This is a genomic window from Pseudomonas sp. NPDC089422 (assembly GCF_044749405.1).
Taxonomy (GTDB): Bacteria; Pseudomonadota; Gammaproteobacteria; order Pseudomonadales; family Pseudomonadaceae; genus Aquipseudomonas.
Map to the genome: position 1 here is coordinate 390,849 of NZ_JBIVHW010000003.1, position 14,812 is coordinate 405,660.

Here is a 14,812-nt window from a genome sequence, read left to right on the forward strand (position 1 = left end):
TGTAGGAGCGGCCTTGTGTCGCGAAAGGGCTGCACAGCAGCCCCAATCCGGTGCGCTCGATCTGTCAGGTAGGTGATGGTTTTGAGTCCGTGGGGGCTGCTGTGCAGCCCTTTCGCGACACAAGGCCGCTCCTACAGCCAGTGTGGCAGTGCCTGAAAGGTGACCCATGACAACAGCAACCGCCCAACTGCGGGCCTCCCCCCTGGACGCGCTGCAGCGCTGGCTACCAAAACTGGTGCTGGCGCCGAGCATGTTCATCGTCCTGGTGGGCTTCTACGGCTACATCCTGTGGACCTTCGTCCTCTCCTTCACCACCTCGACCTTCCTGCCGACCTACAAGTGGGCGGGCCTGGCGCAGTACGCCCGGCTGTTCGACAACGACCGCTGGTGGGTGGCAAGCAAGAACCTGATGCTGTTCGGTGGCCTGTTCATCGCCATCAGCCTGGCCATCGGCGTGCTGCTGGCCGTGCTGCTGGACCAGCGCATCCGCCGCGAAGGCTTCATTCGTACGATCTACCTGTACCCCATGGCGCTGTCGATGATCGTCACCGGTACCGCCTGGAAGTGGCTGCTCAACCCCGGCATGGGCCTGGACAAGCTGCTGCGCGACTGGGGCTGGGAGGGCTTTCGCCTGGACTGGCTGATCGACCCTGACCGGGTGGTGTACTGCCTGGTGATCGCCGCGGTGTGGCAGGCCTCGGGCTTCATCATGGCGATGTTCCTCGCCGGCTTGCGTGGGGTCGACCAGTCGATCATTCGCGCCGCGCAGATCGACGGCGCCAGCCTGCCATGCATCTACTGGACCGTGGTGCTGCCCAGCCTGCGCCCGGTGTTCTTCAGTTCGCTGATGATCCTTGCGCACATCGCCATCAAGAGCTTCGACCTGGTAGCTGCAATGACGGCCGGTGGCCCGGGCTACTCCTCCGACCTGCCGGCGATGTTCATGTACGCCTTCACCTTCAGCCGCGGCCAGATGGGCATGGGCTCGGCCAGTGCCATCCTGATGCTTGGGGCGATCCTGGCGATCCTCGTGCCGTACCTGTACTCGGAACTGCGGAGCAAGCGCCATGCATAGTCCAACGGATAGACCGACGCTGAGCCTGAGTCGAGTTGCCATCCACGCCGTGCTGCTGATCGCCGTGCTGCTCTACCTGGTGCCGCTGGTGGTGATGCTGCTGACCAGCTTCAAGTCCCCGGAAGACATCAGCACCGGCAACCTGCTGAGCTGGCCCGCGGTGATCACCGGCATCGGCTGGGTCAAGGCCTGGGGCACGGTCAGTGGCTATTTCTGGAACTCGATCATGATCACCGTGCCGGCGGTGCTGATCTCCACCACCATCGGTGCGCTGAATGGCTATGTGTTGTCGATGTGGCGCTTCCGCGGTTCGCAGCTGTTCTTCGGCCTGCTGCTGTTCGGCTGCTTCCTGCCGTTCCAGACCGTCCTGCTGCCGGCCTCGTTCACCCTCGGCAAGCTGGGCCTGGCCAGCACCACCAGCGGCCTGGTGCTGGTGCACGTGGTCTACGGCCTGGCGTTCACCACGCTGTTCTTCCGCAACTTCTACGTAAGCATTCCCGATGCCCTGGTCAAGGCCGCGCGCCTGGACGGCGCCGGTTTCTTCACCATCTTCCGCCGCATCATCCTGCCGATGTCGACACCGATCATCATGGTCTGCCTGATCTGGCAGTTCACCCAGATCTGGAACGACTTCCTGTTCGGCGTGGTGTTCTCCAGCGGTGATTCACAACCGATCACCGTGGCCCTGAACAACCTGGTCAACACCAGCACCGGGGCCAAGGAATACAACGTCGACATGGCGGCGGCGATGATCGCCGGCCTGCCAACGCTGCTGGTCTACGTGGTGGCAGGCAAATATTTCGTCCGCGGGCTCACGGCCGGCGCGGTCAAGGGGTAAGTCATGGCAACGCTCGAACTTCGCAATGTGAACAAGACCTACGGCAGCGGCCTGCCAGACACTCTCAAGGACATCCAGTTGTCCATCAAGGATGGTGAGTTCCTGATCCTGGTCGGCCCCTCGGGCTGCGGCAAGTCGACCCTGATGAACTGCATCGCGGGCCTGGAGAACATTACCGGCGGCGCGATCCTCATCGACGACCAGGACGTCAGCGGCATGAGCCCCAAGGATCGCGACATCGCCATGGTGTTCCAGTCCTACGCGCTGTACCCGACCATGAGCGTGCGCGAGAACATCGAATTCGGCCTGAAGATCCGCAAGATGCCGCAGTCGGCTATCGACGAAGAAGTGGCGCGGGTGGCCAAGCTGCTGCAGATCGAGCACCTGCTCGCACGCAAGCCGGCGCAGCTGTCCGGTGGCCAGCAGCAGCGTGTGGCCATGGGCCGGGCGCTGGCGCGGCGGCCGAAGATCTACCTGTTCGACGAGCCGCTGTCCAACCTCGACGCCAAGCTGCGGGTCGAGATGCGCACTGAAATGAAACTGATGCACCAGCGCCTGAAGACCACCACGGTGTATGTCACCCACGACCAGATCGAGGCCATGACCCTGGGCGACAAGGTGGCGGTGATGAAGGACGGCATCATCCAGCAGTTCGGCACGCCACAGCAGATCTACAACGACCCGGCCAACCAGTTCGTCGCCAGTTTCATCGGTTCGCCGCCGATGAACTTCATTCCAGTGCGCCTGGCCAGGCAGGACGGGCGCCTGGTGGCGGTGCTCGACAGCGGCCAGGCGCGCTGCGAGCTGCCGTTGGGGCCGGCCAACGATGACCTCGACGGTCGCCAGATCATCCTCGGCATCCGCCCCGAGCAGATCGCCCTGGGCGCAGGCGAGGGCAACGGCCTGCCCGGTATCCGCGCCGAAGTGCAGGTGACCGAGCCCACCGGGCCGGATCTGCTGGTGTTCGTCACCCTCAACCAGACCAAGGTCTGCTGCCGCCTGGCGCCGGACATCGCCTGCCGGGTCGGCGACAGCCTGAACCTGCAGTTCGACCCGGCACGGGTGCTGCTGTTCGATGCCGACAGCGGCGAACGTTTGCACCTGGCCAGCAGCAATACCGCGGTAAAGGACAATGTGGCTCACTTCAAGGGCCGCTAATTCGTCTACACCATCAATAAGAAAAAAGAGGACGCAAAGGGATGGAACAGCGTAATCGCATCAGGACCTTGGGTTCACTGGCCCTGCTCGCCGTGGTTGGCAGCAGCGGCGTGCAGGCTGCCGAGGCATTTTCCAGCGAGTCGAAATGGATGACCGGCGATTGGGGCGGTACCCGCACCGAGCTGCTGGACAAGGGCTACGACTTCACCCTCGACTACGTCGGCGAGGTGGCCGGTAACCTGCATGGCGGCTACAACGACGACAAGACCGCACGCTACAGTGACCAGTTCGCGCTCGGTGCGCACCTGGACCTGCAGAAGATCCTCGGTTGGCACGATGCCGAGTTCAAGCTGGCGATCACCGAACGCAGTGGCCGCAACCTATCCAACGATCGCATCAGCGACCCGCGCGCCGGGCAGTTCAGCTCGGTGCAGGAGGTGTGGGGCCGCGGTCAGACCTGGCGCCTGACGCAGATGTGGGTCAAGCAGAAGTACTTCGACGGCGCGCTGGACGTGAAAGTGGGCCGCTTCGGTGAGGGTGAGGACTTCAACAGTTTCCCCTGTGACTTCCAGAACCTGGCCTTCTGCGGTTCGCAGGTGGGCAACTGGGTCGGTGGCATCTGGTACAACTGGCCGGTCAGCCAGTGGGCACTGCGGGTCAAGTACAACATCACCCCGGAATTCTTCGTGCAAGTCGGCGCCTACGAGCAGAACCCGTCGAACCTGGAGACCGGCAACGGCTTCAAGCTCAGTGGCAGCGGCACAAAAGGTGCAATCCTGCCGGTGGAGATGGTCTGGTCGCCCAAGGTCAATGACCTGCCGGGTGAATACCGCCTGGGCTACTACTACAGCACGGCCAAGGCCGATGACGTGTTCGAGGACGTCAACGGCAACCCGCAGGCGCTCACCGGCCAGGACTTCAAGTCACACTCGAGCAAGCACGGCTGGTGGGTCGTGGCGCAGCAGCAGGTCACTGCCCATGGCGGCGACATCAATCGCGGCCTGAGCCTGTTCGCCAACTTCACCGTGCACGACAAGGCCACCAACGTGGTGGACAACTACCAGCAGGTCGGCCTGGTCTACAAAGGCGCCTTCGATGCCCGGCCCAAGGATGACATCGGCTTTGGCGTAGCGCGCATCCACGTCAACGATGACGTGAAGAAGCGCGCCGAGTTGCTCAATGCCCAGAGCGGCATCGACGACTACGACAACCCGGGCTTCGTGCCGCTGCAGCGCACCGAGTACAACGCCGAGCTCTATTACGGCTTCCATGTCACCAACTGGCTGACCGTGCGGCCCAACCTGCAGTACATCAAGAGCCCGGGCGGTGTGGACGAAGTCGACAATGCGCTGGTCGCAGGATTGAAGATTCAGTCGTCTTTCTAAGCGAACTTGTTGTAAATTTACGCCAATCCAAATTTGGCTCCCGGCACCCACTGGCTTGCAGTGGTTGTCGGGGACAGGCCGAGACAGCGCTATCTCAAACAACAAGAGCTTGGAACCATGCCCGAACATCCGCTACATCGCTTCTTTTCCTCGCAGCGGCCCCGGCCGACATTCGAGTGGGAGCGTTACCAGCAGCGCGATGTGCTGATCATCGACCATCCCCGTTGCCAGGCGGTGTTCAGCCGCCAGGGCGCGCAACTGCTGCACTTCCAGCCAGCCGGTGAACGGCCCTGGTTGTGGTGCGCCGAGCAATGGCCGCAAGTGGGCGCCATTCGCGGTGGTGTGCCGGTGTGCTGGCCCTGGTATGGCCGCCATCCCAGTGAAGACCTGTGGCCGGCCCATGGCTGGGCGCGCTTGCTGGACTGGAAGCTGGTGGACAGCCGCGAGGACGAGGAGGGCGTCAGCCTGAAGTGGCGGCTGGACCTGTGCGACTGGCAGGTAGACCTGCACGCCAGGCTCGGCAGCCGCATGGAATTGAGCCTGAGCACCGAGCACCAGGACAGCGAACCTTGCCAGCTGAGCCATGCGCTGCTGGCCTACTGGCGTATCAGTGACGTGTCCGAGATAGCGCTGTCCGGGCTCGAGGACATCGAAGGCTATGACCGCCTGAGCCGCCAGGCCTGCCGTGAAGACGGCGCGCTCAAGCTCAAGGGTGGCTGCCAGAAGGTCTACCCCGGCACGCCACGGGTGCAGTTGCAGGACCCGGCCTGGGAGCGGGAGCTGTGCATCGACACCGGCGACAGCGACGATACCGTGGTCTGGCACCCGGGCAATCGGCCGCTGATGGGCGTCAGCGGCCGTGAATGCCAGGGTTTCGTCTGCGTCGAGGCAGCCAGTGGCAGTGGCGAGGGCCTGAGCCTGGCGCCGGGGCAGCGCGCGCATCTGCGGTTGCAGGCGCACCGGCTCAGTTGAGCTCGTCGTCCTCGATCGGGTAGCGGCTGGCATTGAGGCTTTCCTTGATCTTGCGCAGGTGCGGCTGGAAGTCCACGCCGCGGCGCAGGGTCATGCCGGTGGCCAGCACGTCGAGCACGGTCAGCTGGATGATTCGCGAGGTCATCGGCATGTAGATGTCGGTGTCCTCCGGCAGCGGGATGTGCAGGCTCAGGCTGCAGGCCTGGGCCAACGGCGAGCCGGCAGCGGTCAGGCCGAGCACCGAAGCGCCGTTTTCCCGGGCCAGGCGTGCTACTTCGACCAGCTCGCGGGTGCGCCCGGTGTAGGAAATGATCACGAACAGGTCGCCGGTGTGCGCCACCGAGGCGAGCATGCGCTGCATCAGCACGTCGGCATGGGCCGATACCGCGAGGTTGAAGCGGAAGAACTTGTGCTGGGCATCGAGGGCCACCGGCGCCGAGGCGCCGAGGCCGAAGAAGTGGATCTGCCGGGCCTGGATCATCATGTCCACGGCGCGGCTGACCTGTTGCGGGTCCAGTTGCTGGCAGGCGCTGTCGAGCGAGGCGATGGCACTGCCGAAGATCTTCTGGGTGTAGGCTGCCGGGTCGTCGTCGGCTTCCACCGCACGGCTGACATACGCGGCGCCGCTGGCCAGGCTTTGCGCCAGTTGCAGCTTGAGTTCCGGGTAGCCGCTGACGCCGAACGAGCGGCAGAAGCGGTTGACGGTCGGTTCGCTGACCTTGGCCGCCTGGGCCAGCGCGGCGATGCTGAAGCGGGTGGCTTGTTGCGGGTTGAGCAGGATGACTTCGGCGACTTTGCGTTCGGCCTTGTTCAGCTCGTCGAGGCGTCCCTGGATCTGTTCCAGGAGGTTTCGCACGCGGTCCATGGGTGTGTCCTTGGGTCGAGAAGACAGCCGGCTGTGGGAGCAGCAGGCTTTTTGCACGGTCGTCTATCGTACTGTCGGTGCGATTGGCGTACCACTTGTCTGTAATGCTTGTGTGTAATGTTGTGGTTTTTACTACATTATCCCTTGAAAACCGTGTGTGAAAGCGGTATTCCTAGACCAACTTTAGGAAAGAACCAACATCATGGCTGCGATCAGTGTCGAACCTTGCACATTTGCCCTGTTTGGCGCCCTTGGCGACCTGGCACTGCGCAAGCTGTTTCCTGCGCTCTACCAGCTCGACCGTGCCAACCTCCTGCACGCGGACACCCGCCTGCTGGCGCTGGCCCGCGAGGCCGGCAGCGCCGAGGATCACCTGAATACCATCGAAACGCACCTGCGCCGGCATGTGGCCGAGGCTGAAATCGAGCCCGCCGCGTTGGGGCGTTTCCTGGGTCGCCTGCGTTACCAGCACCTGGACTTCCTGCAGCCCGAGGGCTACCAGGCCCTGGCCGAACAGCTGAGCGCCGAGCAGCCGCTGATCGCCTACTTCGCCACGGCGGCGGCCGTCTACGGCGCCATCTGCGAGAACCTCGACAAGGCTGGCCTGGCCGCCCGCACCCGGGTGGTGCTGGAAAAACCCATCGGCCATGACCTGGAGTCGTCGCGACGGGTCAACGATGCCGTGGCGCGTTTCTTCCCGGAAAGCCGGGTCTATCGCATCGACCATTACCTGGGCAAGGAAACGGTGCAGAACCTGATTGCCCTGCGTTTTGCCAACAGCCTGTTCGAAACCCAGTGGAACCAGAATTCCATCTCCCACGTGGAGATCACCGTGGCGGAGAAGGTCGGCATCGAGGGCCGCTGGGGCTACTTCGACAAGGCCGGCCAGCTGCGCGACATGATCCAGAATCACCTGTTGCAACTGCTCTGCCTGATTGCCATGGACCCGCCCAGCGAGCTGTCGGCCGACAGCATCCGTGACGAGAAGGTCAAGGTGCTCAAGGCGCTGGCACCGATCACCGGCGAAGGCTTGAGCACCCGCGTGGTGCGCGGTCAGTACATCGCCGGCTACAGCGACGGCAAGCCGGTGCCTGGTTATCTGGAAGAAGACAATTCCAACGCGCAGAGCGACACCGAAACCTTTGTCGCCCTGCGCGCCGACATCCGCAACTGGCGCTGGTCGGGCGTGCCGTTCTACCTGCGCACCGGCAAGCGCATGCCGCAGAAGCTGTCGCAGATCGTCATCCACTTCAAGGAGACGCCGCACTACATCTTCGCCCCGGAACAGCGTTTGCAGATCGGTAACAAGCTGATCATCCGCCTGCAACCGGACGAAGGCATATCCTTGCGGGTGATGACCAAGGAGCAGGGCCTGGACAAGGGCATGCAACTGCGCAGTGGCCCGCTGCAGCTGAATTTTTCCGACACCTGGCGCAGCGCGCGGATTCCGGATGCCTACGAGCGCTTGCTGCTCGAAGTGATGCGTGGCAACCAGAACCTGTTCGTGCGCAAGGACGAGATCGAGTATGCCTGGAAGTGGTGTGACCAGTTGATCGCCGGTTGGCGTAACGCGGGCGATGCGCCCAAGCCATACGCGGCGGGGTCGTGGGGGCCGATGAGTTCGATTGCATTGATCACGCGTGATGGGAGGGCGTGGTATGGCGATATCTGAATTGAAGCTGCCAGCAGCCGTGCAGGTGCACGACCTGGCGGATGCCAGGGCACTGGCCGCAACCCTGGCCCATGACGTGGCCGAGCGCCTGCGTGCAGCCATTGCTGCCAAGGGCCAGGCCTGCGTGGTGCTGTCCGGCGGTCGCAGCCCGGTGCCGTTCCTCGAGACGCTGGCCGGCGAACAGCTGGACTGGGCCAAGGTCACCGTCAGCCTGGCCGATGAGCGCTGGGTGCCGGTGGAGCACGCCGACAGCAATGCCGGATTGCTGGCCCGCCACCTGCTCAAGGGCGCTGCCGGCAAGGCCCGTTTCGTCGGGCTCTATCAGCAGGCCGAAAGCCTCGACACGGCCGCAGACAGCGCCGATCAGGCCCTGGCGGCGCTGCCGCTGATCGATGTGCTGGTGCTGGGCATGGGCGACGATGGCCATACCGCCTCGCTGTTCCCAGGCAGCCCCAACCTTGCCGAAGGCCTGGACCTGAACAGCCCGCGCCGTTGCCTGCCGATGCTGGCCCCGAGTGTACCGCACCAGCGCCTGTCGATGACCCGTTCTCTGCTGGCCGGCGCGGCATTCATCGCGCTGTCCGTGCAAGGCTCGGGCAAACTCGCTACCCTGCGCGCCGCGCTGGCGGGCAACGAATTTTCCGAAATGCCGATTCGCGCCTTTCTTCACGACCCCCTGGACATCTACTGGTGCCCATGAGCCAAGGATCCACTGTCATGACCACCCTTGAACGCCCACAGCCCAAGCTTTCGATGGCGGATAAAGCCGCCCGGATCGATGCCATCTGCAAACAGGCGCGCATCCTGCCGGTAATCACCATCGCCCGTGAGGAAGACATCCTGCCATTGGCTGACGCCCTGGCTGCTGGCGGTATCCGCACCCTGGAAGTGACCTTGCGTTCGCAGCATGGCCTGAAGGCCATCCAGGTGCTGCGTGAGCAGCGTCCAGAGCTGTGTGTCGGCGCTGGCACCGTGCTCGACCGCAGCATGTTCGCAGCGGTGGAAGCCGCTGGCGCGCAGTTCGTCGTCACGCCGGGCATCACCCAGGACATCCTCGAAGCCGGCGTCGACAGCGAGATCCCGCTGCTGCCTGGCATCAGCACGCCGTCCGAAATCATGATGGGCTATGCCCTGGGCTACCGTCGCTTCAAGTTGTTCCCGGCGGAAATCAGCGGCGGCGTGGCCGCGATCAAGGCCTTTGCCGGCCCGTTCGGCGACATTCGCTTCTGCCCGACTGGCGGCGTGAACCCGGCCAACGTGCGCAACTACATTGCGCTGCCCAACGTGATGTGCGTGGGCGGCACCTGGATGCTCGACAGCAGCTGGATCAAGAACGGTGACTGGGCGCGGATCGAGGCGTGCAGCGCCGAGGCGATGGCGCTGCTGGACGCCAACTGAATCTGTTGTGTGCTTTACGGCTTATGGGGCGCTTGGTCGGCGCCCTTTTTTTTGCCTTGCTTTACTGGGCCGCCTTGGTCAGCAGGTTGGAGAAGGCGCGCTTGGCGTCTTCGACGGCATTGGCGATGTCCTGCGCGGCCTTGGTCGACTCGGCACGGTAGGTCTCGGTCAGGCCTTTCATGTCGTTCTGGAAGTCCAGGGTGGCCTGGGCCAGCGCACGCACCGATTCGACCCGCAGGGTTGAGCCATAGCTGGCTTTCATTGCTGCGCCGAGCTGCTTGTTGCCCAGCTCGCCCAAGGCCTCGAGGCCTTTGTTGATGCCGTCAGTGGTGGCGTTGAGGGTGTGGGTGGCCTCGGCCATGCCCTGGTTGGCGGTGAACGACACGGCCAGGCTGGTGAGCACCACTTCGTTGGTGGAGAAGAACGAGATCATGCGCTGGTACTGGCGCTCCTTGACCACGTGCACCTGGCTGATGCGGGCGAACACCATTTCGGCGGTGTTGTAGCCGACCCGCAGGTCGTCGGCGATGTCCTTGACGATCTGGTAGCTCTTGTCTTCATTCTGCAGGGCGCGTATCGCCTCGTCGCGGGCCAGTTCCAGGGCTGCGCGCTGGGCCGCGTCCTGCCCTTCGGCGGCGGCCACGGCAGCGTTGGCGGCATCCAGGGCCTGGGTGCGCTGCTGCAGCGACTGCCCGGCGAGGGTCAGCACCTGCTGGGCGTCGACCTCGGCATTCTTCATGGCCAGGCGGAAGTCCATGTACGACTCGAGGATCAGGCCTTCCCGGGTGATCTGGTCACTGGCGGCTTCGCACACGTCCAGGTAGTGCTTGCGGATGTCCTCGAAACGGCTGGGGATCGAGCCGCGGCGCATGTTCATCCAGGCCATCTTGAGGCGTTCGACGGTGTCCAGGCGCCCGTCGTCCATCCATGAGGCCATCGCAGCAGCATCCTCGCGAATCGAGGTGAAGCTGTCGGTGATGTTCATGTAGCGGTGCGAGATGTCCATGCCGGCGATCTGTTCGCGCACGGTCTGGTTGAACAGGGTTGCTTGTTGCAGCACCGCGGCAATGCCGGTGATGCGCTGTTCGTCGTAGTGCGCAACCTTGTCCAGCAGTACCAGCACCGGGGCTGGTTGGGTCGGCTGGCTGAAGGAGATACCGAGTTGGCGCAGGCCATCGAGGGCGCGTTGGAGGTATTGGCTCATGGGTGTCCTTGCCTGAGTGATTGTCTGGGGTGGCTGGGGAGTGCGTCAGAAACTGTCGGTAGTGCGGAAGCCGCCGCCGCCTGAACTCTGGGTGGTTTTGAAACCCCCGCCACCTGAACTGCTGGAAGTTTGGAAGGTACCGCCAGACGAGCTGCGCGAACCGGCAAAGCCGCCCGAGGTGTAGGTCGAGGCGGTACCCCACTGGTGGTTCCTGGCATCGCCACGACGGTGCAGCGGCACGTACTGGCGGTTTTCGTCGAGGAGCTTCTGCACGGCGTAGGTGTCGAACTGGCCTTGCATGTAGCCCGCCAGCACCTGCTCGATCGGCTGGGGCAACTCGTATTCGTTGCTCGGATCGCGGTAATGGTCGTCACGCAGTGCGTACTCGAGGGTCTTGGCGCGTTCGTAGAGGCGGCGCTGGCGGGCGGCCTCGTCGCGCACGGCCGTCAGGCGCTGCTGCAGTTCGCGCAGGCGAGCGTGCAGCAGTTGCAGATCGCCGACCAGCACATCGTCACGCTGGTCTGGGGTCTTGGCCGCCTCGACGATCAGTTCGGCCAGTGGCCGCTCCTTGAGTCGCTCGGCGATCGCCTGGCGCAGTTGCTGCAGGTGCGGGTCACGCTGCTCGTTGAAGGCTGCCAGCTGCGCGTGCAGCGCGCTGGCCTGGGCCTTGGCCTCGCCAAGCAACGTGTCGAGGTCTTGCTCCTGGCTCATCGACGCCTGCATGCCGAGGCTCTCGCGCGCCTTGTCCAGTTGCTGCTGGTGTTGTGCCTGCAACTGCTGCCGCGCCTCGCCGAGGGACTGGGCGAGGTTCTCGTTGCGGGCCTGCATGGCCAGCAGGATCTGCTCGTTGGCGTGGTTGACGCGAAAGTCCACCTTGCGTGCCAGGTAGTCGTCCAGCGCACGCTGGAAAAGCTTGGGGCGGTACTGCTCGGTACCGTACTGGCGCGCCTTGAGGAAGCCGTAGAGGGGGTGGGTGGCGTAGCCTTGCAGCTTGCTGGCGCATTCGTCACGGATTTCCGTGTAGCCGGCCTGGGCTTGCCGTTCGGCCAGGTCGGCGGCGTCCAGCTGCTCGAGCAGAAGACGATGTGCCGGGTCCTGCTCCAGCAAGGCCTGGGCCTTGGCATCCAGTTGGCCGAGTTCCTGGCGTATCGCCTGCTGCTGCGCCAGGCTGCTGGCGATGGACCGTTCGACCTGTTCGAGTTGCTGGTCGAGCGCCGCACGCGCCAGTTCACGCTGTTCGAGCAGGTGTCGGGTGTGTTGGTCCTGCGCGGGGTTGGCTTCCAGTTGCAGGCCGGCGATTTCGCTCAGTTTCGACGCGATCAGGTGTTCGAGCCGGGTTTCCTGGTCGGCCTCGGCATACAAGGCCTGCTCGGCCTGGCGCAGGTGGTTTTCGGCCTTGCGCGAGTTCTTCTCAAGTGCTTTGGCGAGAGCGGTCGGGGTCATGGCGTCACCATTGCAAGATCATGTCAGGGTTTGAGCTGGTGCGCTGGGTAAAGCGTAGGGCCAGGGTGTTGGCGGGCTTGTCGCCGATGACCCGTTGGCTGATGTGGCCATCGTCGAGCTTGTCCTGGCGCAGCTTCTGGTACTCGTCATGGCTGACCCGCACGCCGAACTGGTCGGCCCAGCGGGTCTTGCCGTCCTCGATGCTGGTCACTGGCACCTGGGTCGGTTCACCAGTGGCGTCCAGGGCCTCGACGATCAGGTACCAGCTCTTGCCACGCAGGCTGTCCGGGCTGCAGCCGGCCGCTTCGTAGCAGCGCTCCACGCCGGATTTGACGCCGGGGCGGTCGACCAGTGAGAGGGTCAGGGGCTCGGCGGCATAGTCCAGGTAGTCATCCAGCACTCCGAGCGTGTTTTCTGCCGCTTTCAGCTTTTGGCTGGCGATATCCTTCCCGGCCTGAACGGCCCAGGCCATCAGTGCCTGGCGATCCGCTTCGGGCAGTGTCACTGCCTTCAGGCGCTCAAGCATCTGCTGTTGCCGTTGCTGCAAGGCCTGGCTGTGCGTTGCCAACTGCGCGGCATCTCTTTGCGCGCGGATGTTCTCGGACCAGTTCAGGCCCAGCAGCAGGGCCAGCGCCACGGCGCCGATGGCAGTGACCTTCAGCAGCGTGCCGCGGGCCATGTTCAGGCGTACCAGCAGACGCTGGGCCAGGTTCAGCGTGGGGGCCTCGAACACCAGGCGGCGCGAGAAGAACAGGCGCACGCCTTCTTCGATCGTTGGGTCATCGAAGGCGATGCCATTGTTCTGGTAATAGCTGCGGATGCGCTCGGCCACTTCGGCGCGACGCCGGGGCAGGTCCAGGTGTTCCTGGATTTCCATCTCGCGATGACGCAGCTGGTCGACAAGGCCCATGGCCCCGATCTGTTCGCTCAGCGGGACGCTCATCGGTTGCATTCCTGACGGCGGCTCATGGTGCTCCTTGCATGAGTTGAAGAGGGCTGGCGCAGTATACCCAAACCGCAAGGCACAATAGTGGCTAGCCGCTGGTCGCTGGCAAACAGGCAAAAAAAAGCCCGCATCGAGGATGCGGGCCTGGTTTGCCGCGGGCTGCTTATGCGGCCTTGGCTTCCTGTTGGCTCAGCGAGCGGTTCAGTGCGCTGAACAGGGCTTTGAAGCTGGCAGTGGTGATGTTCTCATCGATACCCACACCATGCACCGGACGGCCACCGGCCACGCGCAGTTCGATGTAGGCTGCGGCCTTGGCATTGGTGCCGGCACCGATGGCGTGCTCGTTGTAGTCCATGATCTCCACCGATACCGGCAGGCCGGCGACCAGGGCTTCCAGGGCGCCATTGCCCTTGCCGCGCCAGTGCAGGGTGGTTTCGCCTTCACCGGCGACTTCCACTTCCACGGCGCTGTTGCCGTTTTCTTCCTGCAGGCGGTGGCTGACCAGCGCATACGGGGCGTTGGCCTGGAGGTATTCCTTGTGCAGCAGGCTGTAGATCTGCTGGGCGGTCATTTCCAGGCCCAGGCGGTCGGTTTCACCCTGCACCACCTGGCTGAACTCGATCTGCATGCGGCGTGGCAGGCTGATGCCGTATTCCTGCTCGAGCAGGTAGGTGATGCCGCCTTTGCCCGACTGGCTGTTGACCCGGATCACTGCCTCGTAGCTGCGGCCGATATCGGCCGGGTCGATCGGCAGGTACGGCACTTCCCACAGCTCGCCTTCTTGCTGCTTGGCGAAGCCCTTGCGGATGGCGTCCTGGTGCGAGCCGGAGAACGCGGTGTGGACCAGGTCGCCGACATACGGGTGACGTGGGTGCACCGGCAGCTGGTTGCACTCTTCGACCACCTTGCGCACGCCGTCGATGTCGGAGAAGTCCAGCAGCGGGTCGATGCCCTGGGTGTAGAGGTTCAGCGCCAGGGTCACCAGGTCGACGTTGCCGGTGCGTTCGCCATTGCCGAACAGGCAGCCTTCGGCGCGGTCGGCGCCGGCCATCAGGCCCAGCTCGGTGGCGGCGATGCCGGTGCCACGGTCGTTGTGGCAGTGCAGGCTGATGATCACGCTGTCGCGACGGCTGACATTGCGGCAGAACCACTCGATCTGGTCGGCGTAGATGTTCGGCGTGGACACTTCCACGGTGGCCGGCAGGTTGAGGATGATCTTGTGCTCGGGGGTCGGGTTCCACACCTCGATGACCGCGTCACAGACTTCCTTGGCGAATTCCATTTCGGTGGCGCTGAAGGTTTCTGGCGAGTACTGGAAGGTCCACTGGGTTTCTGGCTGCTGGGCGGCATATTTGACGAACAGCTTGGCCGCGTTCACCGCGATGTCCTTCACGCCTTGCTTGTCCTGGTTGAAGACAATACGGCGGAACGACGGGCTGGTGGCGTTGTACAGGTGGACAATGGCCTTCTTCGCGCCGCGCAGAGACTCGAAGGTACGGGCGATCAGGTCTTCACGGGCCTGGGTGAGCACCTGGATGGTGGTGTCGTCCGGGATGTGGCCGTCTTCGATCAGCATGCGCACGAAGTCGAAGTCGGTCTGCGAGGCCGACGGGAACGAGGCTTCGATTTCCTTCACGCCAACCTGCACCAAGGTCTTCCAGAAGCGCAGCTTCTTCTCCGAGTCCATCGGCTCGATCAGCGACTGGTTGCCATCACGCAGGTCGGAACTGCACCAGATCGGCGCCGCGGTGATGGTCTTCGACGGCCAGGTACGGTCAGGCAGGTCGATGGTCGGGAAAGCGCGGTATTTCTTCGATGGGTCTTTGAGCATGGTCATGGAAGCAATCCTTTTGTGT

13 protein-coding genes are annotated in these 14,812 nt (G+C 63.9%); 8 read left to right on the forward strand and 5 right to left on the reverse strand.

All coding sequences use genetic code 11. The features are described from left to right. The first annotated feature begins 166 nt into the window (after positions 1–166). The 5 genes from ACIPZ8_RS07945 to ACIPZ8_RS07965 all read left to right on the forward strand — a co-directional run bounded on the left by ACIPZ8_RS07945 (position 167) and on the right by ACIPZ8_RS07965 (position 5,428). Positions 167–1,075: a carbohydrate ABC transporter permease gene (locus tag ACIPZ8_RS07945; protein ID WP_400721224.1), complete on the forward strand. Its 909-nt coding sequence runs from the start codon at positions 167–169 to the stop codon at positions 1,073–1,075. Beyond that, the gene (locus ACIPZ8_RS07950) at positions 1,068–1,913 is read left to right on the forward strand and encodes a carbohydrate ABC transporter permease (RefSeq protein WP_400721227.1); all 846 of its coding nucleotides are present in this window, start codon (positions 1,068–1,070) and stop codon (positions 1,911–1,913) included. Before ACIPZ8_RS07945 ends, ACIPZ8_RS07950 begins: the two co-directional genes overlap by 8 nt. Before the next feature lie 3 nt (positions 1,914–1,916). Beyond that, positions 1,917–3,071, forward strand: a complete 1,155-nt coding sequence (locus tag ACIPZ8_RS07955) for an ABC transporter ATP-binding protein (protein ID WP_400721230.1) — start codon at positions 1,917–1,919, stop codon at positions 3,069–3,071. A gap of 41 nt (positions 3,072–3,112) precedes the next feature. Continuing rightward, positions 3,113–4,456: a carbohydrate porin gene (locus tag ACIPZ8_RS07960; protein ID WP_400721233.1), complete on the forward strand. Its 1,344-nt coding sequence runs from the start codon at positions 3,113–3,115 to the stop codon at positions 4,454–4,456. Positions 4,457–4,573: 117 nt separating this feature from the next. Further along, complete coding sequence (locus ACIPZ8_RS07965) at positions 4,574–5,428, forward strand: D-hexose-6-phosphate mutarotase (protein WP_085673486.1); 855 nt, start codon at positions 4,574–4,576, stop codon at positions 5,426–5,428. Here ACIPZ8_RS07965 and hexR read toward each other — a convergent pair. Then, complete coding sequence (hexR, locus tag ACIPZ8_RS07970) at positions 5,421–6,284, reverse strand: DNA-binding transcriptional regulator HexR (RefSeq protein WP_177326722.1); 864 nt, start codon at positions 6,282–6,284, stop codon at positions 5,421–5,423. The two genes, ACIPZ8_RS07965 and hexR, sit on opposite strands and share 8 nt — an antisense overlap. 211 nt (positions 6,285–6,495) lie before the next feature. On the opposite strand from hexR, the gene zwf reads away from it, so the two are divergent. The 3 genes from zwf to ACIPZ8_RS07985 are packed head-to-tail and all read left to right on the forward strand — an operon-like array spanning position 6,496 to position 9,363. Next, on the forward strand, positions 6,496–7,965 hold the full coding sequence (gene zwf, locus ACIPZ8_RS07975; RefSeq protein WP_400721236.1) for a glucose-6-phosphate dehydrogenase: 1,470 nt from the start codon (positions 6,496–6,498) through the stop codon (positions 7,963–7,965). Continuing rightward, positions 7,952–8,665, forward strand: a complete 714-nt coding sequence (gene pgl / locus ACIPZ8_RS07980; RefSeq protein ID WP_400721239.1) for a 6-phosphogluconolactonase — start codon at positions 7,952–7,954, stop codon at positions 8,663–8,665. Before zwf ends, pgl begins: the two co-directional genes overlap by 14 nt. 17 nt (positions 8,666–8,682) lie before the next feature. After that, positions 8,683–9,363 carry a bifunctional 4-hydroxy-2-oxoglutarate aldolase/2-dehydro-3-deoxy-phosphogluconate aldolase gene (locus ACIPZ8_RS07985; protein ID WP_400721242.1) on the forward strand — a complete coding sequence of 227 codons (681 nt, stop codon included), beginning with the start codon at positions 8,683–8,685 and terminating at the stop codon, positions 9,361–9,363. 61 nt (positions 9,364–9,424) lie between these two features. Here the strand turns inward: ACIPZ8_RS07985 and ACIPZ8_RS07990 are convergent, their stop codons facing one another. The 4 genes from ACIPZ8_RS07990 to leuA all read right to left on the reverse strand — a co-directional run bounded on the left by ACIPZ8_RS07990 (position 9,425) and on the right by leuA (position 14,793). Next, positions 9,425–10,567, reverse strand: a complete 1,143-nt coding sequence (locus ACIPZ8_RS07990; protein ID WP_400721245.1) for a merozoite surface protein 3b — start codon at positions 10,565–10,567, stop codon at positions 9,425–9,427. 45 nt (positions 10,568–10,612) lie between these two features. Then, positions 10,613–12,010, reverse strand: a complete 1,398-nt coding sequence (locus ACIPZ8_RS07995) for a hypothetical protein (protein WP_400721248.1) — start codon at positions 12,008–12,010, stop codon at positions 10,613–10,615. 4 nt (positions 12,011–12,014) lie between these two features. Beyond that, a complete protein-coding gene (locus tag ACIPZ8_RS08000) occupies positions 12,015–12,953 on the reverse strand; it encodes a DUF6384 family protein (RefSeq protein WP_400721251.1) in 939 nt (312 codons plus the stop codon). A 166-nt stretch (positions 12,954–13,119) separates the two neighbouring features. Next, positions 13,120–14,793 carry a 2-isopropylmalate synthase gene (gene leuA, locus ACIPZ8_RS08005; protein ID WP_400721254.1) on the reverse strand — a complete coding sequence of 558 codons (1,674 nt, stop codon included), beginning with the start codon at positions 14,791–14,793 and terminating at the stop codon, positions 13,120–13,122. Between the last annotated feature and the right edge of the window lie 19 nt (positions 14,794–14,812).

What these genes read in the sequence shown, in the direction of transcription:
- ACIPZ8_RS07945 (WP_400721224.1), top strand. Translation starts at nt 167, where the DNA reads ATGACAACAGCAACCGCCCAACTGCGGGCCTCCCCCCTGGACGCGCTG.
- ACIPZ8_RS07950 (WP_400721227.1), top strand. Translation starts at nt 1,068, where the DNA reads ATGCATAGTCCAACGGATAGACCGACGCTGAGCCTGAGTCGAGTTGCC.
- ACIPZ8_RS07955 (WP_400721230.1), top strand. Translation starts at nt 1,917, where the DNA reads ATGGCAACGCTCGAACTTCGCAATGTGAACAAGACCTACGGCAGCGGC.
- ACIPZ8_RS07960 (WP_400721233.1), top strand. Translation starts at nt 3,113, where the DNA reads ATGGAACAGCGTAATCGCATCAGGACCTTGGGTTCACTGGCCCTGCTC.
- ACIPZ8_RS07965 (WP_085673486.1), top strand. Translation starts at nt 4,574, where the DNA reads ATGCCCGAACATCCGCTACATCGCTTCTTTTCCTCGCAGCGGCCCCGG.
- zwf (WP_400721236.1), top strand. Translation starts at nt 6,496, where the DNA reads ATGGCTGCGATCAGTGTCGAACCTTGCACATTTGCCCTGTTTGGCGCC.
- pgl (WP_400721239.1), top strand. Translation starts at nt 7,952, where the DNA reads ATGGCGATATCTGAATTGAAGCTGCCAGCAGCCGTGCAGGTGCACGAC.
- ACIPZ8_RS07985 (WP_400721242.1), top strand. Translation starts at nt 8,683, where the DNA reads ATGACCACCCTTGAACGCCCACAGCCCAAGCTTTCGATGGCGGATAAA.
- ACIPZ8_RS07990 (WP_400721245.1), bottom strand. Translation starts at nt 10,567, where the DNA reads ATGAGCCAATACCTCCAACGCGCCCTCGATGGCCTGCGCCAACTCGGT.
- ACIPZ8_RS07995 (WP_400721248.1), bottom strand. Translation starts at nt 12,010, where the DNA reads ATGACCCCGACCGCTCTCGCCAAAGCACTTGAGAAGAACTCGCGCAAG.
- ACIPZ8_RS08000 (WP_400721251.1), bottom strand. Translation starts at nt 12,953, where the DNA reads ATGAGCGTCCCGCTGAGCGAACAGATCGGGGCCATGGGCCTTGTCGAC.
- leuA (WP_400721254.1), bottom strand. Translation starts at nt 14,793, where the DNA reads ATGACCATGCTCAAAGACCCATCGAAGAAATACCGCGCTTTCCCGACC.